This window comes from Clostridium intestinale, from assembly GCF_035905475.1.
Classification (GTDB): Bacteria; Bacillota; Clostridia; order Clostridiales; family Clostridiaceae; genus Clostridium_T; species Clostridium_T intestinale.
This window is the reverse complement of record NZ_CP121166.1, coordinates 976351-998086: the sequence shown is the minus strand read 5'-3', so window position 1 is coordinate 998086 and position 21736 is coordinate 976351. Positions and strand designations below refer to the sequence as shown.

General features: G+C 29.9%; 22 protein-coding genes. All 22 read right to left on the bottom strand.

Annotated elements, in window-relative coordinates; translation table 11 throughout:
- Positions 1–134 precede the first annotated feature (134 nt).
- The 22 genes from P8F83_RS05130 to P8F83_RS05025 all read right to left on the bottom strand — a co-directional run bounded on the left by P8F83_RS05130 (position 135) and on the right by P8F83_RS05025 (position 21727).
- The gene (locus P8F83_RS05130) at positions 135–1127 is read right to left on the bottom strand and encodes an NAD(P)H-dependent glycerol-3-phosphate dehydrogenase (protein WP_326513716.1); all 993 of its coding nucleotides are present in this window, start codon (positions 1125–1127) and stop codon (positions 135–137) included.
- A 3-nt stretch (positions 1128–1130) separates the two neighbouring features.
- On the bottom strand, positions 1131–2447 hold the full coding sequence (der, locus tag P8F83_RS05125) for a ribosome biogenesis GTPase Der (RefSeq protein ID WP_021802182.1): 1317 nt from the start codon (positions 2445–2447) through the stop codon (positions 1131–1133).
- Between the two features lie 3 nt (positions 2448–2450).
- Positions 2451–3785, bottom strand: a complete 1335-nt coding sequence (locus P8F83_RS05120) for a DUF512 domain-containing protein (protein ID WP_326513715.1) — start codon at positions 3783–3785, stop codon at positions 2451–2453.
- A 95-nt stretch (positions 3786–3880) separates the two neighbouring features.
- On the bottom strand, positions 3881–4537 hold the full coding sequence (gene phoU / locus P8F83_RS05115; RefSeq protein WP_326513714.1) for a phosphate signaling complex protein PhoU: 657 nt from the start codon (positions 4535–4537) through the stop codon (positions 3881–3883).
- Positions 4538–4568: 31 nt separating this feature from the next.
- On the bottom strand, positions 4569–5318 hold the full coding sequence (gene pstB, locus P8F83_RS05110) for a phosphate ABC transporter ATP-binding protein PstB (RefSeq protein ID WP_021802185.1): 750 nt from the start codon (positions 5316–5318) through the stop codon (positions 4569–4571).
- Positions 5319–5327: 9 nt separating this feature from the next.
- Positions 5328–6212 carry a phosphate ABC transporter permease PstA gene (pstA, locus tag P8F83_RS05105; RefSeq protein ID WP_286904389.1) on the bottom strand — a complete coding sequence of 295 codons (885 nt, stop codon included), beginning with the start codon at positions 6210–6212 and terminating at the stop codon, positions 5328–5330.
- Positions 6209–7105: a phosphate ABC transporter permease subunit PstC gene (gene pstC, locus P8F83_RS05100; protein WP_286904387.1), complete on the bottom strand. Its 897-nt coding sequence runs from the start codon at positions 7103–7105 to the stop codon at positions 6209–6211. Before pstC ends, pstA begins: the two co-directional genes overlap by 4 nt.
- A gap of 68 nt (positions 7106–7173) precedes the next feature.
- A complete protein-coding gene (locus P8F83_RS05095; protein WP_326513713.1) occupies positions 7174–8064 on the bottom strand; it encodes a phosphate ABC transporter substrate-binding protein in 891 nt (296 codons plus the stop codon).
- Positions 8065–8289: 225 nt separating this feature from the next.
- Positions 8290–9987, bottom strand: a complete 1698-nt coding sequence (locus P8F83_RS05090; protein ID WP_315109911.1) for a HAMP domain-containing sensor histidine kinase — start codon at positions 9985–9987, stop codon at positions 8290–8292.
- A 2-nt stretch (positions 9988–9989) separates the two neighbouring features.
- Entirely contained in the window at positions 9990–10688 is a 699-nt protein-coding gene (locus tag P8F83_RS05085) for a response regulator transcription factor (protein WP_315109913.1), read from the bottom strand.
- A gap of 19 nt (positions 10689–10707) precedes the next feature.
- The gene (pgeF, locus tag P8F83_RS05080; protein ID WP_315109915.1) at positions 10708–11421 is read right to left on the bottom strand and encodes a peptidoglycan editing factor PgeF; all 714 of its coding nucleotides are present in this window, start codon (positions 11419–11421) and stop codon (positions 10708–10710) included.
- A 101-nt stretch (positions 11422–11522) separates the two neighbouring features.
- A complete protein-coding gene (nrdR, locus tag P8F83_RS05075; RefSeq protein ID WP_021802192.1) occupies positions 11523–11984 on the bottom strand; it encodes a transcriptional regulator NrdR in 462 nt (153 codons plus the stop codon).
- Between the two features lie 59 nt (positions 11985–12043).
- Positions 12044–12304 carry a YlmC/YmxH family sporulation protein gene (locus P8F83_RS05070; RefSeq protein ID WP_021802193.1) on the bottom strand — a complete coding sequence of 87 codons (261 nt, stop codon included), beginning with the start codon at positions 12302–12304 and terminating at the stop codon, positions 12044–12046.
- A gap of 167 nt (positions 12305–12471) precedes the next feature.
- Positions 12472–13245, bottom strand: a complete 774-nt coding sequence (sigG, locus tag P8F83_RS05065) for an RNA polymerase sporulation sigma factor SigG (RefSeq protein ID WP_021802194.1) — start codon at positions 13243–13245, stop codon at positions 12472–12474.
- An 80-nt stretch (positions 13246–13325) separates the two neighbouring features.
- Positions 13326–14033: an RNA polymerase sporulation sigma factor SigE gene (sigE, locus tag P8F83_RS05060; RefSeq protein WP_021802195.1), complete on the bottom strand. Its 708-nt coding sequence runs from the start codon at positions 14031–14033 to the stop codon at positions 13326–13328.
- 15 nt (positions 14034–14048) lie between these two features.
- Positions 14049–14852, bottom strand: coding sequence for a sigma-E processing peptidase SpoIIGA (locus P8F83_RS05055; protein ID WP_326513712.1), 804 nt, complete (start codon positions 14850–14852; stop codon positions 14049–14051).
- Between the two features lie 170 nt (positions 14853–15022).
- Positions 15023–16120: a cell division protein FtsZ gene (ftsZ, locus tag P8F83_RS05050; RefSeq protein ID WP_238904672.1), complete on the bottom strand. Its 1098-nt coding sequence runs from the start codon at positions 16118–16120 to the stop codon at positions 15023–15025.
- A 58-nt stretch (positions 16121–16178) separates the two neighbouring features.
- Entirely contained in the window at positions 16179–16364 is a 186-nt protein-coding gene (locus P8F83_RS05045; protein ID WP_326513711.1) for a hypothetical protein, read from the bottom strand.
- 334 nt (positions 16365–16698) lie between these two features.
- Entirely contained in the window at positions 16699–17973 is a 1275-nt protein-coding gene (locus P8F83_RS05040; protein WP_326513710.1) for a glycosyltransferase family 2 protein, read from the bottom strand.
- A gap of 175 nt (positions 17974–18148) precedes the next feature.
- Positions 18149–19204 (bottom strand): type IV pilus twitching motility protein PilT, encoded by a 1056-nt coding sequence (locus P8F83_RS05035; protein ID WP_315109926.1) that lies wholly within the window; start codon positions 19202–19204, stop codon positions 18149–18151.
- 142 nt (positions 19205–19346) lie between these two features.
- On the bottom strand, positions 19347–20045 hold the full coding sequence (gene sigK, locus P8F83_RS05030; protein WP_275299588.1) for an RNA polymerase sporulation sigma factor SigK: 699 nt from the start codon (positions 20043–20045) through the stop codon (positions 19347–19349).
- 77 nt (positions 20046–20122) lie between these two features.
- Positions 20123–21727 (bottom strand): penicillin-binding transpeptidase domain-containing protein, encoded by a 1605-nt coding sequence (locus P8F83_RS05025; protein ID WP_326513709.1) that lies wholly within the window; start codon positions 21725–21727, stop codon positions 20123–20125.
- Between the last annotated feature and the right edge of the window lie 9 nt (positions 21728–21736).

The following is a 21736-nucleotide window of genomic DNA, read 5'->3' as shown; positions in this document are numbered from 1 at the left end:
AATTCTACTTATTATAAGATATTTGTATCCTCTCTAAAATATACACTTGAAATCGTTACATAAGAAAAAATATATTTTCTTCATAAAATAAAAAACGTTGCAAAATAATAAATTATTTTACAACGTTTCTTTAATTAAAACTTCTCGCTTTTTTTATCTCTTAACATCAACTCTTGAATTCCTCTTACAGGATCTTCTCCTTCAAAAAGAACATTATATAACAAGTCTGTTATAGGCATAGATACATGCAGATGTTCTTTCAAATCATAAAAGGCTTTACAAGCTTTAACGCCCTCAACAACCATTCCAATTTCCTTTAATGTTTCATCTAGGGTCAGTCCTTTACCTATTAATATTCCAGCTCTTCTATTTCTAGAATGCATGGATGTACAGGTAACTATTAAGTCTCCCATACCAGTAAGCCCATAAAAAGTTTCTTCTTTTCCACCTAGGCTTTTACCAATTCTAGAAATCTCTTTCATACCTCTAGTAATCAATGCAGCTCTTGTATTATCTCCATATCCTATAGCATCAAGAATTCCTGCAGCAACAGCTATTATGTTCTTAACTGCTCCTCCAACTTCAACACCAACTAAATCATCATTTGTATAAACTCTTAAGTCAGGTGTCATAAATAATTCTTGCACTTCTTCTGCTAACTTCATATCTTTGCTTGTTGATACTATAGTAGTAGGAATTCCTTGTGCTACTTCTTCTGCATGAGAAGGACCTGATAGTATTACTGGAGAGTGATTTAAAGTCTCTTCTATGACTTCAGATAACCTTAAGTTACTATGTTCTTCTATTCCTTTTGCTAAGGAAACAATTAATTGTTCCTCTTTTAAAAAAGGTTTTATTCTATCACACATTTCTCTAACTGCAAATGAAGGTATTGTAAGCACTATATATTTAACTCCCTCTAGCGCAGTTTCAAGGTCAGCTGTAGCTGTTACATTTTCAGGTATAATAATATCTTTTAAGTATTTTATATTTCTTCTATGTTCATTAATTTCTTTAGCTTGAACTTCATCTCTAAGCCAAAAGTTAACTTCATATCCCTTATTAGCTATTAATACCGCAAGGGCTGTTCCAAAACTACCCCCACCTAAAAAAGCAACTTTATTCATCCCTTATTCCTTTCTTTCCCTGTACTCAATATCTATACCAGTCCCTTTAAAGTCAAAACTTTCTCTAAGCTGATTTTCTAAATATCTTTCATAAGAAAAATGTGATGCATTTCTATCATTAACAAAGAATAAGAACTTTGGTGGTTTTGTAGCAACCTGAGTTGCATAAAATATCTTTAATCTTTTAAGTCCCACTACTGGAGGTTCTTTCATTAATACTGCTTTATTAATAACCTCATTTAATATTCCTGTAGATATTCTCTTAGAATAGTTGGCATAGCAATATTTAGCTACTTCTAACACTTTATGAACTCTTTGACCTGATAAAGCTGATATAAATAAGTAGTTAGCATACGGCATAAAGTTTAATTTCGCCATTAAATCTTTTTGATATAAATTCATAGTTTTATCATCTTTTTCTATAAGGTCCCATTTATTAACTATTACCATAATCGCTTTGTTAAGTTCATGAGCATACCCAATTATCTTCTCATCTTGATCTGTTACACCTTCTTGAGCATCTACCATAAGTATACACACATCTGCACGCTCTACTGCTGCGTAAGTTCTTATAACTGAGTATCTTTCTATTTCTTCTTTTACCTTACTCTTTCTTCTAAGCCCAGCTGTATCTATAAGTATAAATTTCCCATCTTCTGTTTCTAAGTAGCTATCTATAGCGTCTCTAGTAGTTCCTGGTATATCTGAAACTATTACTCTATCTTCACCTAAAAGCTTATTTATTAAAGAGGATTTTCCTACATTAGGTTTACCTATCATGGCAATTTTAATGTAATCTTCATCTTCGTCTTGATTTCCTAATTCTTTAAAGTGCTCTACTACTCTGTCAAGCATATCTCCTAAACCTAAACCTTGAGACGCTGATATAGTAATAGGGTCACCTATTCCTAAATTATAGAACTCCCAAGCATTATCTTCTTCTTTAAGAGAATCTACTTTATTAACAACTAGAACTACTGGCTTTTTGCTTTTTCTAAGCATTTGAGAAACTTCATTATCTGCACCAGTTAATCCTTCTTTACCATCAACTATAAAAACTATAACATCTGCTGTTTCAATAGCAATTTGCGCCTGTCTTCTCATTTGCTTAACTATTATGTCTTGATTTTCAGGTTCTATACCACCTGTATCAATCATTGTAAAATTATAATTAAGCCACTCTGCTTCTGCATAAACTCTATCTCTAGTTACTCCTGGAGTATCTTGCACTATCGATATTCTTTTTCCTGCTAATTTATTAAATAGGGTTGATTTCCCAACATTAGGTCTACCAACTATAGCAACTATAGGCTTTCCCATCTTTTATTCCTCCTGTAAATGCGTATTAATCTTGTCAATTAAATCTTCACCAGTATAATCGACAACTATAACTTTTATATTTAATGCCTTTTCAATATCTATTATTTTCATATCATCAAGCATTATTTGTTCTTTTGAATTTGAAAGTTCATAACCTTTTCTAAACATGTTACTAGATAAAATTAAATAGTCAGTTTTTATCTTTCCCTTTAATTGCTCTATAATATCTTTACCAGTAAGAAGTCCTGCAACTGTAATAGTTTCTCCAAAGAAGTAATTCTTAATTTCATGAACGTCTAAAATTATATTAGGATTAGCTTCCTTAATAACTTCACTAGCCCATAAAAGTTCTTTATATGCAGATACTCCAGATGCAATGGTAAAACTACCTTTATTTTTATTACCTAAGTAATTAATCGAATCTTTAATATATTTTCTAAATAAGGTAATCATCCCAATTCCGTCTTCTAGCTGGTCGTATTCTCCATAAAAATCTTCACTTGGAAGATCCATTTCTGCTAAAACATAAAATTCATCTGAAAGTCTAACAAAAGGAGCACCTATCTCCTTTATATACTTTTGTTGAAGCTTCTTTAAATCTTCTATTTCTTTTTTAGCTGTATATTTGTTAAAAATCTCAAGTTCTTTTAAGCCTTTTCTGTGTTTTGTTATTCCTATTGGTACAGCTGCTACATTTTGAACGGAAGGGTAAAGTTTATATAAGTCTTCAACTGTCCTTTTAAGTTCTTCGCCATTATTAATTCCAGGAACTACAACTATTTGAGCATTAATCTCAATTTCCGCTTCTGCTAATCTTTTTAACCTATCATAAAGATTTCCTGCAAACCTGTTGTTAAGCATCTGAACTCTTAGCTTAGGATCAGTTGTATGTACACTGACATTTATAGGACTTATTCTGTAGCTTATAATTCTATCTATATCTTCTTCCTTCATATTAGTAAGAGTTACAAAGTTTCCTTGTAAAAAAGATAATCTAGAATCATCATCTTTAAAATATAGTGTATCTCTCATTCCTCCAGGAAGTTGATCTATAAAACAAAATATACATTTATTAGAGCAGCTTTTTGCTTTATCCATAATAGAGCTCTCAAAGTCCACACCTAAATCCTCTTGAATATCTTTATCTGCTTCTAATATCCAAACTTCTCCATCGGATTTTTCTATTTCAACCTCTATATATTCATCATTCATTAAAAACTTATAATCTATGATATCTTTAACCGGAGTATCATTTATGGATACCAAATAATCTCCTACTTCAATGCCTAGTTCTTCTCCCAAACTATTAGGTTCAACACTAGTAATCTTATTTTTCATTTCTAGTCTCCTAAATTATTTACTTTCATTATGTAATATTAACTTAATTAATAACTTTAGTCAATAAAAAAGGAGCCTAGGCCCCCTTTTTAAAGCTATTCATTTAAATCTACATATTTACCAGTTTTAAGATATATAGTCCACTCACATATGTTTGTAACATGGTCTGCAATTCTCTCTAAGTATTTACATACAAATAAAAATTGCGCTGATTGTTGTATTGCATTATGATCTTTACTCATTAGCACTAGTAGTTCTTCAAATACGGCCTTATATAAGTCATCTACCTCATCATCCATTTTGCAAATCTCAAGTGCTCTTATATCATCTGATTCCACATAGGCATCAATAGATATTTTTATCATATTTTGAACTTTCTCAGCCATTTCGCTAATGTGTTTAAGTTCTTTTATATATACTTCTTCTTTTAACTTCTTTGCAATTTTACATATATCTACTGCATGATCTGCCATTCTTTCTAAATCTGTAACTATCTTAGCAGTTGTAAATATATTTCTTAAATCTATAGCTAAAGGTTGCTCAGTTGCTATAAACTTTATACATGCATCTTCTATTTCTTTCTGCAAATCATCAACTAAATCATCTTTTTTTATTGTTTCGTTTGCTAACTTTATGTCTTTATTTTTTAATGCTTCCACTGAATTAAAAATTTGCTTTTCCACAATACTGCCCATTTTTATAATTGCATCATGTAATTTTTGTAGTCTTAAATCTGATGAAGTTCTTGTCATAATTCTCGCTCCTTTTAAATAATTTATCCGATTATCCGAATCTTCCAGTAATATAATCCTCGGTCCTTTTATCTCTAGGTTTGTAGAATATGTTCTCTGTTAAATCATATTCTACCACTTCTCCATTTAAGAAAAAAGCTGTTTTATCTGCAATTCTACCTGCTTGTTGCATATTATGTGTTACTATTATTACAGTATACTTCTTTTTTAATTCATCCATAAGTTCTTCAACTTTACTAGTAGAAATAGGGTCAAGTGCAGAAGTTGGTTCATCCATTAATAAAACTTCTGGTTCTACAGCTAAACTTCTTGCTATACATAGTCTTTGTTGTTGTCCACCTGATAGTCCTAAAGCACTTTTCTTTAATCTATCCTTAACTTCATTCCAAAGAGCAGCTCCTTGTAAACTTTTTTCTACAATTTCATCTAATTGACTTTTATTCTTTATTCCATGTATTCTTGGGCCATATGCTATATTATCATAAATAGACATAGGGAAAGGATTTGGTTTTTGGAATACCATCCCTATTCTTTTTCTTAATAATATTTCATCATAATCGCTATATATATTTTTTCCCTCAAAGAGTACTTCCCCTTCAATTCTTACACTATCTATTAAATCATTCATTCTGTTTATAGTTCTTAAAAATGTTGATTTACCACATCCTGAAGGTCCTATAAGGGCTGTTACAGAATTATTGTCTATTTGAAGAGAAACCTCTTTTAAAGCTTGTGAAGTCCCGTAAAATAAATTTAATTTTTTTGTTTCAATAATACTCATGTTTTCCTCCTACTTTCCACTATACGATTTATATAATGCATTTCCAATTAATCTAGCTATAATGTTAAATAATAATACTGCAAGAATTAAAACTGCTGATGTACCACTAGCTATCTTAGCAGCATCTGGAACTATGCCTTCAGCATTAAGCTTCCAGATGTGTACTGCTAAAGTTTCTGCTGGTTTGAATAATGAAAATGGTGATACATTATTTGTAAGACTTATATTAGAGAATCTAAGTCTTCCTGCACTAAGTCCTGCTGTATATAGAAATGCAGCTGCTTCACCAAATATTCTTCCTGAAGCTAAAATTATTCCTGTTAATATTTGTGGCATTGCAGAAGGTAATATTACCTTTTTTATCGTTTGCCATTTAGTAGCTCCTAACCCTAAACTTGCTTCTTTTACTTTTTTAGATGATTCCTTTATAGCAGTTTCACTAACTCTAGCTAAAGCTGGTAAATTCAATATTGAAACTGATAGAGCTCCTGCCAAAAGAGAATAACCCCAGCCAAAGTAAGTTACAAATATCAATAATCCAAATAAACCTATTACTATTGATGGTAAAGATGCCATAGTTTCTATTGATAATCTAACAAACCTAACAAATCTACCTTCCTTTGCGTATTCGGCTAAGAATATCCCTGCACCTATACCAAAAGGTACAGTTATTATTAAAGAAATTATCAACATATACACTGAATTAAATAATTGTGGTCCTATTCCACCACCAGCCGCAGTGGTTTTTGGTGCGCCGAATAAAAACTTAAAGTTTAACGAAGATGCACCTCTATAAATAACAACTGCGAAAAATGATACTAATAATAATACAACTAAAGAAGCTATTATATATAAAATAACGGTAGCTATTTTGTCTTGCGTTTTTGCACTCATCTCTCTTCACCTCTAGATCCTATTTTTCTTATTATTAATATAAATACAAAACTTATAATTAATAGTATAAGTGCAAGTGTCCATAAAGCATTGTTCCATGTTGATCCACCTGCTGTATTAGCCATATCCATAGTTATAATACTTGTTAGAGTTGCCATAGACTCTGTTAATTTAAATGGCAGTCTTGCAGTATTTCCTATAACCATCTGAACTGCTAATGCTTCTCCAAAGGCTCTTGCAATACCTAAAACAACACCTGTTAATATACCATTTTTACCTGCTGGCAATATTACTTTTATTATTGTTTGCCATCTAGTTGCCCCTAATCCATAAGAGGCCTCTAAATATTCTCTTGGTACAGTTTTAATAGCATCAGATGAAAGTGAAGCTATTGTAGGTAATATCATTACACTAAGTACTAAAATACCTGCAAGCAAACTAAATCCAAGACCACCAAAAGAGTTTTTTATTAGAGGAATAAGAACTGTTATACCCATCCATCCGTAAACAACTGATGGTATTCCAACAAATAGTTCTAAAACTGGTTGAAGTACAGTTTTTCCTATTTTAGATGATATCAAATTCATAAATATAGCCAAAGCTATAGCTATAGGGGCACTAATTATTACTGCTCCAACAGATATAAATGTTGACCCTAATATAAATACTAAAGCACCATATTGCGGAATATCTCCACTAGGATTCCATCTTGTTCCAAATAAAAATCCACTTAAACTCTCTCCATCTTTTATAAAAGTCTGAACCCCTTTGGAGGCTATAAATATCATGATAGTTAGAGTAATTATAATTATCATTACTCCGCAGAAATATGCATATCCTCTTCCAGCATATTCATTTTTAATTTTCTTTAATACGTTTTTTGAGTCTTCCATTTTTGTACTTTCCCCCCTCACTGAATTTAGGACTGGCGCATTTGCCAGTCCTTGGAGAATTAAGATTATTATTTAACCTTCATTTCAGCTCCACTGATATATCCTTGTTTTTCAACAACTTCTTTATTTGCATCACTTGTTATATAATCGATAAATGCTTTAGCTATTTCATTTGGTTCTCCTTTTGTATACATATGTCCCCATGCCCAGAATGGGTATTTGCCTGTTGTTATGTTAGCAACTGTAGCTTCAATATTATCAATTTTAACTGCTGATAGCTTGCTTTTAGCTTCATCACTATTTAAGTAAGATAATCCTACATAACTTATTGCTCCATCTGAGTTTTCCATAGCTTTAACTACTGCGCCATTACTTTCTTGAGTTACACCTATTTGATCATTTTCTAATTCTTTTTTTCCATCAAGAATTGTTTTGATAAATGTAGCTCTAGTTCCTGATGAACTTGGTCTATGAACTATAATTATTTCTTTATCTGGTCCTCCAACTTCTTTCCAGTTCTTAGCCTTACCAGAGAATATATCTTGAATTTGTTGTTTTGTTAAATTAGTTACATTAAGGTTTTTGTTTACAACAACTGCAAAACCTTGAGCTACTACTTTGTGGTCTATTAACTCTTTCGCTTTAGCAGCATCTAATTTTTCTTCTGCAAATACATCAGAATTACCTACATCTACAGAACCTTCTGATACCTGAGTTAAACCTTGACCTGATCCACCCGCTTGAGCATTAATTACAACATCTGGATTCTCGTCTTGGAATGGTTCTGCTGAAGCTTCAATTAATGGTAATAAAGCAGATGATCCTGATAATGTTATACTTCCACTTAATTCACTTCCATTAACATTTTCATCAGTTCCTTTTGAACATCCTGCGAATGCGCCTAAACCTATGGTTAATGATAATCCTAAAATCGCTAACTTAATACCTCTTCTTTTCATCTTTTAACCTCCAAAGATTCTTTCATGTTTATTTCTTTCTATGCATTTATTATTCCTTACAAATAATATAATAAACATTAAAAGTTAACCTGTTATTAGTTTGATGTTAAGTAATATTAGATAATTGTTAAGAAAAGTTAACAATTGAATAATTTCTTGAAATTCTTATATTAAATAAAATAAGATGCATCAAAGGTTATAAACTTCCCTTGAGGCATCCTATTTTTATATATGTTTTATTTTCACTATAAAATTACTTCCTTTACCTAAGACACTATTAACTGTAATATCTCCATTAAAATTCTTAACTATATGTTTAACTATAGCCAATCCAAGGCCTGTTCCACCCTTTGCTCTGCTTCTAGCTTTATCTACCCTATAGAAACGTTCAAATATTCTAGGTATTTCAGATTCCGGAATACCACAACCAGTATCCTCAACCTCTATTACTAGTTTATTGTCCAAATTATAGCTTCTAAAAGTTACTTTATCTCCTTCTTCAGAATACTTAATTGCATTCTCTATAAGATTAATTAACATTTGTTTAAACCCATCTCTACTTCCGTAAAGATATTTGGTATTATTATTTTCAAACTCTAATTTAATTTTTTTATCCTCTATTAGGTTATTCATAAGAATAAAAACATCATCAATAACAGCATTAGGGAAAAATTCTTCCTTAAAAACATCACCCTTTTGTTCAATATTAGAAAGGGTTAATATATCATTAATAAGCCTTGTAAGCCTCTCAGCCTCATCATTAATTATATTTAAAAAACGTTCCCTATTCTCATCATCTTTCACATATTTAAGAGTTTCAGCAAACCCTTTTATTGATGTTAATGGAGTTTTAAGTTCATGGGATACATTTGCTACAAATTGAGACCTTATATTCTCAAGCCTTCTTATATCAGTAATATCTTGTAAAACTGCAACTGTTCCTATATAATCAAGTCCATTTATAATATCAGCTGTTCTTATTCTAAGAATACTTTCTTTTGGCCAAATTATTTTAATTTCATGAACACGTACATCTTTTTTCTCAAATAATAGATCTAACTCAAAATCACGTATGTGATCCATAAGAGGTTCCCCTATTATATCCTTTTTTATTCCAAATATTTTTTTAGAATAATGGTTCATCATTATGACATTATGTTTTCTGTCTACAGCTATCACACCACTATCCATACTTTGTAATATAGCTTCTAATCGATTCTGCTTGTCTAAAACTTCATTTATCTTTCCTTGTAATTGATCTGCCATATTATTAAATGTTTTTCCTAATGTACCTAGTTCATCATTGGATAATATTTTTACTCTCCTGTTTAATTCCCCTCTAGCAATTCTAGAAGTGATAAACTCCATTTCTCTAACAGGCTCTAATATAACCCTAATTAATTTTAAAGATATTATAATAGAAATAGAAATTACAATTGCAAGTATAACTAAATAATATTTTAAAAGTCCATCTTTAAATACTTTAGTATTCTCTATAGCAATAGAGGTTCTTATAATACTTCCATCATTTAATTTTGTAGCATAATACACTAATGTTTTCTTTAGTGTGGTTGAATATCTTACAGCGGAGCCTTCTCCTTCTTCTTCTGCTTCTTTAACTTCCTCCCTGTTATTATGATTTTCAAGTGTAGATTTATCTACATTTGTATCATAAATTACAGTTCCGTCAGGCAATATGTATGTGATTCTTACTTGTTTTGCTTCTTCATCAGCCTTAACTAGTTCCTTTAGATTTTCAATTTTGCTTAAATCTGAATATTTTATTAAATCATTATAGAATTTTAAAGTTTCCTTAGAACTGTCGATATATCTATAATTTACTATGGCTATAAATGAAGAACTTATTACAATTAATGCAAATAAGATTGCTATAATTACAGTTATTAATATCTTCTTTTTCATATTTAATCTCCATTAAAAAATCTATAGCCTATTCCTCTAATAGTTTCTATCAACTTAGGATTTTTATCGTCTATCTCAATTTTTTTTCTTAGATGTCTTATATGAACATCTACAGTTCTTGTTTCACCAATGTACTCATATCCCCATATTTTATCAAGTAAAGTTTCTCTTGTTAAAACTCTACCTCTATTTTTTATAAGTATTTCTAACAGTTCAAATTCTTTTAATGTTAAATCTACCTTTTCTCCATCCTTTACCACTTCATGTTTATTAAAATCTACTGATATATTAGAAAAACTAAAAGCTCTTTCTGAAGTTGGAGTGGTATTAATTCTTCTTAAAACTGCTTTAACTCTTGCAAGAAGCTCTCTTATTGAAAATGGCTTTGTTATATAATCATCAGCACCTAATTCAAGCCCTAATATTTTATCTAATTCTTCGCTCTTAGCAGTAGTCATAATTATAGGTATATTTTGAGCATTAGGATCTTTTCTAATCTCCTTACACACATCATACCCATCTAACCCAGGTAACATTAAATCTAATAATACTAGATTAGGCAAATCATTTTTTACCTTTTTTAATGCATCTATACCATTAGTAGATGTAGTGACCTTATATCCAGCATTCTCTAAATTGAATTTTAATAACTCCAATATATGTTCTTCATCATCTACAATAAGAATTTTTTCATTAGCCACAAAAATCCCCTCCAATTAATTATCTTTTAACTATAAACGAATAACATCTTCCAGCTTCATTTCCATCTCTTCTATAGGAATGTAATTTATTATTGGTATCGCAACAAGTACATAATTTAATAGTCTGTATATTTTCTTCTTTTATCCTATTATTGCTCAATGTTTTTAATATTACTTTCTCTAATGAAAGATTTCTCCCAGCAAAAAGATTTTCTCCCTTAAAAGATTCCTTATTATTAAACTTATCTCTTAATTCTTCACTAATCTCGTAGCAGCATTGTCTAATATGTGGACCTATAATAACTTTAATATCTTCTTCTTTTGATTTATATTTATCTTTCATCATACTTATTGCATTCTTAACTATTTCATCATAAGTTCCTCTCCATCCGCTATGAACTGCACTTATGACGCCCTTAACCTTGTCATATAATATAACTGGAACACAGTCTGCATAAAAAACACCTACTCCTACATTTTTTAAAGTAGTAATTAGGCCGTCTGCCTCTTCGCTATTAGTTTCTTCATCAACACTTAATACATTTATGATTTTATCTGAATGTATTTGGGTAAGATACTTTATAGAATTTAATTCAAATATGTCTTTTAACTTCTCTATATTATTCCTGCCTTTTTCAAGTTTTCTGTTATAATTTTTATCTCCTATAGAAAAATATATTTCAAACTTATCATCAGAAAATGATATGAATTCTTCATTGTTAATATTTGTCATCAATTATCCTCCTCAAGTAATTTAATTTTAACATTTTATAGTTAATTTGAAACATTTTAATTGCTTTTTTAACTTAATTATAACAAAAGGACTACCTTCTATTAGTAGTCCTTGTTTGTCATTAAGCTTTTAATTTCCTGTAAAAAAGTATTAATATCCTTAAATTGTCTGTATACAGATGCAAATCTAACATAGGATACTTCATCTATTACCTTAAGCCTTTCCATTATCATCTCACCAATATATTCTGACTTAACCTCAGAAATCATCTTGTTGCTAATAGCTTTTTCAACATCATTAGCTAAATCTTCAATTTGAGCTCTAGATACAGGTCGCTTTTGGCATGCTTTTATTAAACCGCTAACTATTTTTTCCTTTGAGAAAATCTCACGGTTCATATCCTTTTTAATTACCAAAATAGGTATATCTTCAACCTTTTCATAAGTTGTGTATCTTTTCCCACAGCTAAGACATTCTCTTCTTCTTCGAATAGCTGTAAAATCCTCTGTAGAACGAGAATCAACAACCTTACTTTCTTCATAAGAACAATATGGACATCTCACTAACTTCACGCCCTTCTTTTCTAAAGTAATTATATTATACAGTCAATAGACGCTTTTTTCTAGAGTATTTCATCCATAAATGTATTTAACTTAACTAAAATAACATCATCACCTATTTTTATTATATCTTTCCATGGTACTTCTATAAATTCCACTTTACCAAACCAAGATCCTTTTTGAACTGGAATAAGTATTGACTCTATGGTACTACTTTCACAATCTATTTTAAAATCTCTAGCAAATCCTATTTTAGCTCCACGCTCAATATCAATAACTTCCATAGCTCGAATAGAGTTTATTGAATGTAATTCCTCATCCATAGTTCTCCCCCCTATAACTTTTACTGTATTACATAATATTCTTCAATTAAAAATATATGCACACAAAAAAATATTTCTGCACGTTTAAAAATATTTCTACACACTTTAAATTAATACAATGCCACTAACTCCTATAAACAATGAAAAATAAGAGCTCAATTGAGCTCTTAGACATACTTTCGCATATGTTTTAATGCTGTTTTTTCTAGTCTACTGACTTGTGCTTGAGAAATACCTATTTCATCTGCGACTTCCATTTGCGTTCTTCCATTAAAAAATCTTAATGTTAATATTAATTTCTCTCTTTCGTTTAATTTCTTCATGGCTTCTTTAATTGATATATTTTCTAACCAACTATCATCTCCATTTTTACTATCACTAATCTGATCCATTACAAAAATAGCATCTCCACCATCATGGTAAATAGGCTCAAACAATGATACCGGGTCTTGTATTGCATCTAATGCAAATACTACCTCTTCTCTTGGTAAATCTAACTCCTTTGCAATTTGAGATATAGTTGGTTCTTTATTATCTTCATTAATTAATCTATCTCTCACTAATAGAGCTCTATATGCAATATCTCTTAAAGATCTGCTTACTCTAATTGAATTATTATCTCTTAAATATCTTCTGATTTCTCCTATAATCATTGGAACAGCATAGGTAGAAAATTTTACATTTTGTGATAAATCAAAATTGTCAATAGCTTTCATTAATCCTATGCAACCCACCTGAAAAAGGTCATCAACATTTTCACCACGGTTGTTAAATCTTTGTATAACACTCAATACAAGCCTTAAGTTTCCTTTTATGAATATCTCTCTAGCACTATCATCTCCAGCTTTCATTTTGAGTAAAAGCTCCTTCATTTCCTTGCCTTTTAGTACAGGAAGTTTTGAAGTATTTACTCCACAGATTTCAACCTTATTAATTATCAAAATGATCAACCCCTTAGGAAGTAATAACTGATTGCATTTAGAGTATATCCCTAAGAAGTAAATTTTATACTGATAATAATTTAAATCATTTTATTCATTTCTTTTTTTAATCTACTTATTATCTTTTTTTCTAACCTTGAAATATATGATTGTGATATCCCAAGCATGTCGGCTACCTCTTTCTGTGTCTTTTCTCTAACCCCATATAATCCAAATCTTAATTTAACTATTTCCTTTTCTCTTTCATTTAAACTTTTAAGAACCATAAACAAAAGTTGTTTGTCCACTTCATCTTCTATTAGGTTATATACTATATCATTTTCTGTACCTAATATATCTGATAATAATAATTCATTTCCATCCCAATCTATGTTAAGTGGCTCATAAAAAGAAATTTCGGCTTTTACCTTTGAATTTCTTCTTAAATACATCAAAATTTCATTTTCTATACACCTTGATGCATAAGTAGCAAGTTTTATCTTTTTCTCAGGATTAAAAGTATTAACAGCCTTTATTAATCCAATAGTACCAACTGAAATTAAATCTTCAACACCTACTCCTGTATTTTCAAACTTTCTAGCTATATAAACAACTAATCTTAGATTTCTTTCAATCAATGTACTTCTTATTCTTTCGTCTCCAGACATAAGATTCTCTACAAGTTCTTCTTCTTCTTCTTTTGATAATGGTGGTGGTAAAGCATCGCTTCCACCAATATAATAAACCCTCTTTTTAAATAACTTTAATTTGATTACAAGCTTATTAAGTAATAAAAGTATTTTCATCATAACGTCACAACTCCCTTATACTATTCCTCTAGATAACAATGCATTATAAGCTCCTTCTCCGCTTAATATATTTTCTGTTAAACAGATAATAACATCTCTAATCAACTTACTTTTTTCATTTTCAATTACTACATCTTTAACTCTGAAACCCTTTAGCTTTCCACCATCACCATTGATAGTTTTTATATTTATATATATAGCCTCTTTTTCATTAAAATCGGCATATTTACATATATCGCTTTCAACTACAATCACAGGCAAATCTGTAATTGGTTCTCTAAGCTCATTCCCTGTATCTAAAAAACCTTTAGCATAAAATTCTTTACTATGATACTTTATTGTCAAATTGTATATATAATTCTCCACAAACATCTTATCTCTGATTGTATTAACAATTCTTTCAACTAATATAAATATAGTTAATATAGATATTATTAAATATTTTATTGGATAATTATTTATTGTAAGTCCATCTTCTAAGCTATATCCATTACCCATTAAAGAAAATCCAAAGGATACTCCACTTAATATAAATGATGTTAATATTAACACTAATGTTCCCTTAAGCATCTCCTTAACATTTCTACACCTCATAGCTATATAGACCATAATAACAGCTACTATTATTCTAAATGGTAAGGCGGCTAAAATACTCACTTCAGGAAATATCATAACTAAAGTGTAAAAAGCTCCAACCATTGCTGCTATAATTTCCATTCTTCGCTTTCGCTTTGCTCTTAATAACTTCATCATTATTACTATTAAAAATAAATTAATCACAAAATTCTCTATTAAAAATATATCTAAATTTATCTCCATCAACTCCACCTCACAAGTAAATTATAAAACTATTAATATCAGAATTTTGTCATTTTAAACATTATAATTTCAATTATTTTACACTTCTTTTTTACAATAAATTACATTAAAAATTGAAAAAAACAGCTATGCGGTTCATAAAACCTCATAGCTGTTTATCATAAATTTTATTATTTTCTTCTATTTCTTAAAAAAGTAGGTATATTTATCTCTTCTGGATCAAAAGCCTGGCTTTCCACTACTTCTTCTTTCTCTCTTGTCATTGTAGTTGCTGCTACTTCTTCTTTAACTTCTTGTTTTTGAATTCTTCTTATTTCTTCTTCAAAACCTGTAGCAATAACAGTTATTCTTATTTCATCTTTTAATGTCTCATCAATCACAGCACCAAATATTATGTTAGCATCTGGGTCAGCAGCCTCCTGAACTATTTCTGCCGCTTCATTAATTTCTAAAAGACCTAAATCAGCTCCTCCAGTAACATTTAATAATACTCCAGTAGCTCCTACAATTGACGTCTCTAATAATGGTGATGATATAGCTTGCTTTGCTGCATCTTGAGCCCTATTATCGCCAGTACCAGTTCCGACACCCATATGTGCTAAACCTTTGTCCAACATAACTGCTCTAACGTCTGCAAAGTCAAGATTAACAAGTCCAGGTATAGTTATTAAATCAGATATACCTTGTACACCTTGTCTTAATACATCATCTGCAAATTTAAAAGATTCAAGTAAAGTAGTTTTTTTATCAACCATTGACAATAATCTTTCATTAGGAATTGTAACTAATGTATCTACTTTTTCTTTAAGATTCTCTATACCCATTTCTGCGTGTTTCATTCTTCTTCTTCCTTCAAAAGGAAATGGCTTAGTAACTACTCCAACAGTCAATATGCCTAAAGATTTAGCTATTTCAGCTACTACAGGTGCAGCTCCAGTTCCAGTTCCCCCACCCATACCAGCCGTTATAAACACCATATCAGCGCCTTTAATAGCCTCTTCAATTTCTTCTCTACTTTCTTCAGCAGCTTTCTTCCCGATCTCTGGATTAGCTCCTGCTCCTAAACCTTTGGTTAATTTTTCTCCTACTTGTATTTTCTGATTAGCATGTGAAAGCATAAGTGCTTGCTTATCAGTATTTATAGCAATAAATTCAACATTTCTTAATCCTTCAACAATCATTCTATTTACGGCGTTACTACCTCCGCCACCACAGCCAACAACTTTTATATTGGCAAAATCATGCATATCTACTTCAAAGTCTAACAAAGTAATTCCTCCTTTAGAAAATTTCCTTTAGTAAAATTTTATTTTAGTTAATTCGTTATTAATAGTTCATTTGTTTACTACTTTCCTTAGTTAAAATATTCTCAATTGTAAAAATCCTATACATTAATTTTAAATCATCATATACATCCTTTACAAGTGTTAAGGATGAATTTGTTGAAGAAATTTGTAAATAAGTCTCATTTGGAGATAAAATTAACAATTTTCCTACAAATATCATAAACATTTCTTAGTATTTTCAAAATAAATTAAGATATCACCAAAAATAACTATATTATTTATTTTATCATACTATTTTCGTTTTTTTAACTGAAATATTATGATTTTAAGGATTTATTAAATTATTTTATAAAATTTATCAATAATTTCCCTATGAATATTCTGGTTATATTCCCTCTCATTATATTATCGTAAATAAAATGATTTATTTTATAACCAAATTAAAATATTTATTCTCATTTCAGTAAAGAAATTAGAACTATTAAGTATATTCAACAAAACTTTGATTTTTCCTCTATGTAAATTATACCAAAATAAAAAAACATACAGTTTCCTGTATGTTAATTCACCTTTTCTAACTCAGTTATATCTATATTTCTAGTGTGAGCTGTATGAGACCATTCTTTTTTATTTTTATCTATCATACCTTGAATAGATATTGGTACCCATGTTAAAGAATATATAGGATTTAAAATATAATATAGTAGTATTTTAAAGCTTAACTTTCTTTCTAAAACCAATATTATAGGATTATATAAAAATTGTAGTATTATTAGTCCAGTCGCTCCAACCTTTGTAATATTAGCATTAAAATTATTAAGAGTACTTAGAACTCCCGATATAAGCTCTGGGGCATTAACAACTTGATTATACATATTTAAAACCAAAGCTATTCCAAGCAAAACTATAATTATCGGTTGTATACTATAAAGTGCACAATCTAAAACCACAATATTAAGCTCTTTTATTCCCTTTTTCAATAACTTAAAGAAATATCTACTAGATACATCTGCAAATCCTTGCATCCATCTTTTTCTTTGAGCCCAAGACTGCCCTAGTGTTAAAGGTTTTTCATCATATATGATAGCATCATGTGCCCACCCAACCTTATATCCATTTAGTACAAGCTTGCAAGTAAACTCTAAGTCTTCAGTTAAACAAGTAGCTCCCCATCCTAATTCTCTAAGTATATCTGTTTTTATACAAAAACCTGTACCTCCTAATTGGCTTGATAATCCGATATTTGCTCTAGCCAATTGGAATATTCTGTTAGATAACCAAAAAGATATTGAATAGTTAGCTGTAATCCATGTGTCATTAGGATTTTTAGAATCTAAATATCCTTGGACAACTTTATATCCATCTAAAAATTTGTTGTTAATTTCACTTAAAAAGTTCTTACTTACCAAATTGTCGGCATCAAAAACCGCAACTGAATCATATTGCTTCTTCATGGAAAACAATTTATTAAACATCCATTCTAAAGCATATCCTTTTCCTCTTTTCTCTGCATCCATTCTTTCAAAAACTTGTGCACCACATTGTCTAGCAATTCTAGCTGTATTATCAGTGCAATTATCTGCTATAACGAAAATATCATATAATTCTTTAGGGTAATCTAACCTATTTAAACTATCTATTATACCGCTAATAACTTTCTCTTCATTATGAGCCGCAACAACTAATGCAAAACTTGTTGTGGGTTTCTTTTTCTTCTTTGATTTAACCTTAATAAGTCCAAAAAATGAAAGAAATAAAAAGTACATTGATATTACAAATACTACGTTTGAATAAATAACTGAGATATAGTCTAGTATACCTTTTATATATTGCATCAAAAGTTCCCCCCTAATTCATACCCATTTTAGCATAAAACAACTTATAATACTACTTATTGTTCGCCTTAATATGTTAATTTATTGCTAATTATTTAATTTTTTTGGGTCTATATCAAATATATTTAAAAACTAATTTGTAAGATGAATCTGATATCTTACAAATTAGTTTTATCTAAAGCAACATAATTCTTTTAATAGTCTCTCTATCAACGGCATAACTTAAAGCTGTCTCTTGAGTAATAATTCCTTTTCTATATAACTCAGCTAAAGCCATATCCATGGTCTTCATTCCATATTTGCTTCCAGTTTGTATTGATGATTCAATTTGATGGGTTTTTCCTTCTCTTATTATATTTTGAATTCCTGGGGTAGTGATCATAACTTCTAATGCTGCTACTCTACTTTGTTTATCAGCTGTTGGTACCAATTGCTGCGAAACAATTCCTTGTAACACTGCTGACAATTGAATTCTTATTTGTTGTTGTTGGTGCGGAGGGAAAACATCTACTATTCTATCTATCGTCTTTGCAGCTCCAATAGTATGTAATGTTGAAAAGACTAAATGCCCTGTTTCAGCAGCTGTTATTGCTATAGCTATAGTTTCAAGATCTCTCATCTCTCCAACTAGAATAACATCAGGGTCCTCTCTTAATATAGCTCTTAAAGCATTTTGATAACTATTTGAATCTTTTCCTATTTCTCTTTGATTAATTATACACTTATCATGTTTATGTAAAAATTCTATAGGATCTTCTAAAGTTATTACATGAGCTTCTCTATTATGATTTATCTCATTAAGCATGGCAGCCAAAGTTGTAGATTTACCACTTCCAGTTGGCCCAGTAACTAGAACTAATCCTCTCTTTTTCTCAGTTAACTCTTTTAATACAGGTGGATGACTAAGCTCTTGAAGTGTAGGTATCTTTAATGCAATAACTCTAAGTGCTAATGCATCTGAATTTCTTTGTTTAAATACATTCACTCTAAATCTACCTAATCCAGCAATTGAATAAGATGTATCATATTCACCCACTTGACTATATTCTGTGAATTTTTCTTCTAGTATTTCTTTTGCAAATTTTTCGGTGTCTACAGGAGTTAGATTAGAACTTCCTATTTTAATCAATCCACCATTAACTCTAATTACAGGTGGAATTCCTACTGTAAGATGCAAATCTGATGCCCCTAACTCTAATGTTTTACTTAACAGTTCAACTAAAACGTACATTAATTTCCTCCAATCTAAGTTGTAATAAAAATATAAATAATAACTAATTATACCATTAATAAACTAAATTCTATACTAAAACTTAAATTCCTTTTTTTCATAAAATTATAGTTAATGACCAGAGGTTAACTCTGGTCATTAACTATATCTTATTAAAGTTCATCTCTTTATTTAGCTTTTTTAAAGCTTTCTTTTCTATTCTAGATACATAAGATCTAGATATACCTAAAATTACAGCTATTTCTCTTTGAGTTTTAACCTTTCCATCTATTAATCCATATCTCATCTCTAAGATTTCTCTTTCCCTTGTACTTAAAAACTTACTCATTTTATTATAGAGACTTCTCACTTGTAGATTATTTTCAACTATTTCAACTACAGAATCACTTTCACTGCTCAATACATCCATTAAACATATCTCGTTACCTTCTTTATCTATTCCTATAGGATCTTGTAAATATACTTCACTTTTATTTTTTTTATTATTTCTAAAAAGCATAAGTATTTCATTTTCGATACATCTAGCTGCATAAGTAGCTAATCTAGTACCTTTTGAAGAGTCAAAAGACTCTATGGCTTTAATTAAGCCTACAGTTCCTATAGAGATTAAATCATCTACATCCTTGTTCTGCATTGAATACTTTTTTACTATATGTGCTACTAATCTTAAGTTTCTTTCGATAAGTATACTTTTCGCTGATACATCTCCTTCATGGAATTTTTTCAAATACAATTCCTCATCAGCTTCTGAAAGTGGTTTTGGAAATGTATTGTTATTGTTATTTATATACCCAGTCAATAAAGGTAAGTTACATATTATATCTATAAGGTTACTAATCATAAACACAGATGTGCCTCCTAATAATGCTTATTAATATAATATGAAATAATAATCCAATGTTGCATGTATCATTAAATTTATTTTAAAAGTTCTAAAACAATATCTTTAAAAACAGGGGCTGCTGTGTTTCCACCTACTAAATCTTCTCCTTGTTTGTTTTTCCCATTGATATCTGGAGCAAAAACTATAATAGTGTAATTTTTATTTCCTTTTTTGAAATATCCAGCAAACCATCCATGGGTAGTTCCATTGTTTCCAGTAGCAGAACCGGTTTTTCCGCCTATTTCAACATTTTTTATATATGCAGTTGTACCTGTTCCTTTACTAACTACATCTCTCATATTACCTTTTATTAAGTTTGCTGTTTCCTTTGAGATAACTGTAGTCTTTTTATAATTAAAGGCATCTACAACATTATCTTTATTATCCACAAACCCTTCTATTACACTTGGCTCAACATATACACCATTATTTACAATAGTATTTATAGCACCTGCCATCTGTATTGGTGTTACTGTCATAGATTGACCTATTGCTATATTTCTTAAACTAGCCTCTTCTAAAGGTTTTTGTCCAGTAACCTCTTTTGTTAAACCAAGTACCTTAGAATACAGTCCCTGCTTCTCAGCCATCTCCATCAACTTATCATAACCGACCTTTTGAGCTACATGGTAAAAAGTATCATTACAAGATATCTCAAGGGCTCTTCTAACGGTTAGAGTACCATGAGAATAAGGTTTTCCATCTTTTTGACATATTTGTCCTGTACATGTAAAGGTTGAATCCAAAGTTACTGATTTATTCTCTAAAGCTGCCTCTTCTACTATTAATTTAAATGTTGAAGCAGGTTCAAACCCTAATCCTTCAGCTCCAATTAAGATATTTGGCATAGATTCATCTTTTTGAACTAAGGCCTTAATTTTCCCTGTTTCACTATCCATAAGTATAACCCCTATGTTACTTAAATTAGAAAACTGCTCTTTATTTAATATATCTTTTATTTTTTCATTCATATCAAGGTCTATGGTTAATTTAATGTTTTTATTTTCTGGATTTACTCCTAATACTCCTGCCTTGTAAGTTCCATCTTTTTCAATCTCAAATTTTCCTTGAGGAGGATTGTTAGATTTTATCTCCTTAAGAAGTTTTGCCTCCATTGAATCTTCCGCATAATTATTTTTTTCATTTATATTGCTTAAAATATCTCCAATTCCCCAAGCGTAGTTTCTTTCTATTTCATCATATACATATGTATATATTCCCTTAACGCCCTGAATCTTATTAACTTTTTCATAAGCCTCTTGATTAACAACAAAATAACTTTTTCCACCTTTTTTCAGAATCTCATCATAGGCAAAGTTATCTACCTGTGACTTCATAATGAAGTTAAAGGCTAAAAGACCCTCAATGTTTTCTTCAAAATTATTTAAAGAAAAGGGTTTAGAATCTATTACAACAACATATTTTTTCTTGTAGCTTCTTAAGTCCTTGCCATTAGCATCTAAAAGCATGTAATTTGTTTCTGACAAATTTTCTACTTGAGTATTAGCTACAGCTCCCTTGGTACTTTGAGGACTATATTTTGTAACAACATCATATGTTCTGTATGATAAAACTAATAAAATTAGCGAAAATACTATAATCATGGCTCTTAGTCTTTTTGAATATTTTTTTCTTAACAAAAAAACACC

Coding starts and splice junctions, on each gene's coding strand:
- P8F83_RS05130 (WP_326513716.1), bottom strand. CDS start 1,127: ATGAATAAAGTTGCTTTTTTAGGTGGGGGTAGTTTTGGAACAGCCCTT.
- der (WP_021802182.1), bottom strand. CDS start 2,447: ATGGGAAAGCCTATAGTTGCTATAGTTGGTAGACCTAATGTTGGGAAA.
- P8F83_RS05120 (WP_326513715.1), bottom strand. CDS start 3,785: ATGAAAAATAAGATTACTAGTGTTGAACCTAATAGTTTGGGAGAAGAA.
- phoU (WP_326513714.1), bottom strand. CDS start 4,537: ATGACAAGAACTTCATCAGATTTAAGACTACAAAAATTACATGATGCA.
- pstB (WP_021802185.1), bottom strand. CDS start 5,318: ATGAGTATTATTGAAACAAAAAAATTAAATTTATTTTACGGGACTTCA.
- pstA (WP_286904389.1), bottom strand. CDS start 6,212: ATGAGTGCAAAAACGCAAGACAAAATAGCTACCGTTATTTTATATATA.
- pstC (WP_286904387.1), bottom strand. CDS start 7,105: ATGGAAGACTCAAAAAACGTATTAAAGAAAATTAAAAATGAATATGCT.
- P8F83_RS05095 (WP_326513713.1), bottom strand. CDS start 8,064: ATGAAAAGAAGAGGTATTAAGTTAGCGATTTTAGGATTATCATTAACC.
- P8F83_RS05090 (WP_315109911.1), bottom strand. CDS start 9,987: ATGAAAAAGAAGATATTAATAACTGTAATTATAGCAATCTTATTTGCA.
- pgeF (WP_315109915.1), bottom strand. CDS start 11,421: ATGACAAATATTAACAATGAAGAATTCATATCATTTTCTGATGATAAG.
- P8F83_RS05070 (WP_021802193.1), bottom strand. CDS start 12,304: ATGGATGAGGAATTACATTCAATAAACTCTATTCGAGCTATGGAAGTT.
- sigE (WP_021802195.1), bottom strand. CDS start 14,033: ATGATGAAAATACTTTTATTACTTAATAAGCTTGTAATCAAATTAAAG.
- P8F83_RS05055 (WP_326513712.1), bottom strand. CDS start 14,852: ATGGAGATAAATTTAGATATATTTTTAATAGAGAATTTTGTGATTAAT.
- P8F83_RS05045 (WP_326513711.1), bottom strand. CDS start 16,364: ATGTTTATGATATTTGTAGGAAAATTGTTAATTTTATCTCCAAATGAG.
- P8F83_RS05040 (WP_326513710.1), bottom strand. CDS start 17,973: ATGCAATATATAAAAGGTATACTAGACTATATCTCAGTTATTTATTCA.
- P8F83_RS05035 (WP_315109926.1), bottom strand. CDS start 19,204: ATGTACGTTTTAGTTGAACTGTTAAGTAAAACATTAGAGTTAGGGGCA.
- sigK (WP_275299588.1), bottom strand. CDS start 20,045: ATGATTAGTAACCTTATAGATATAATATGTAACTTACCTTTATTGACT.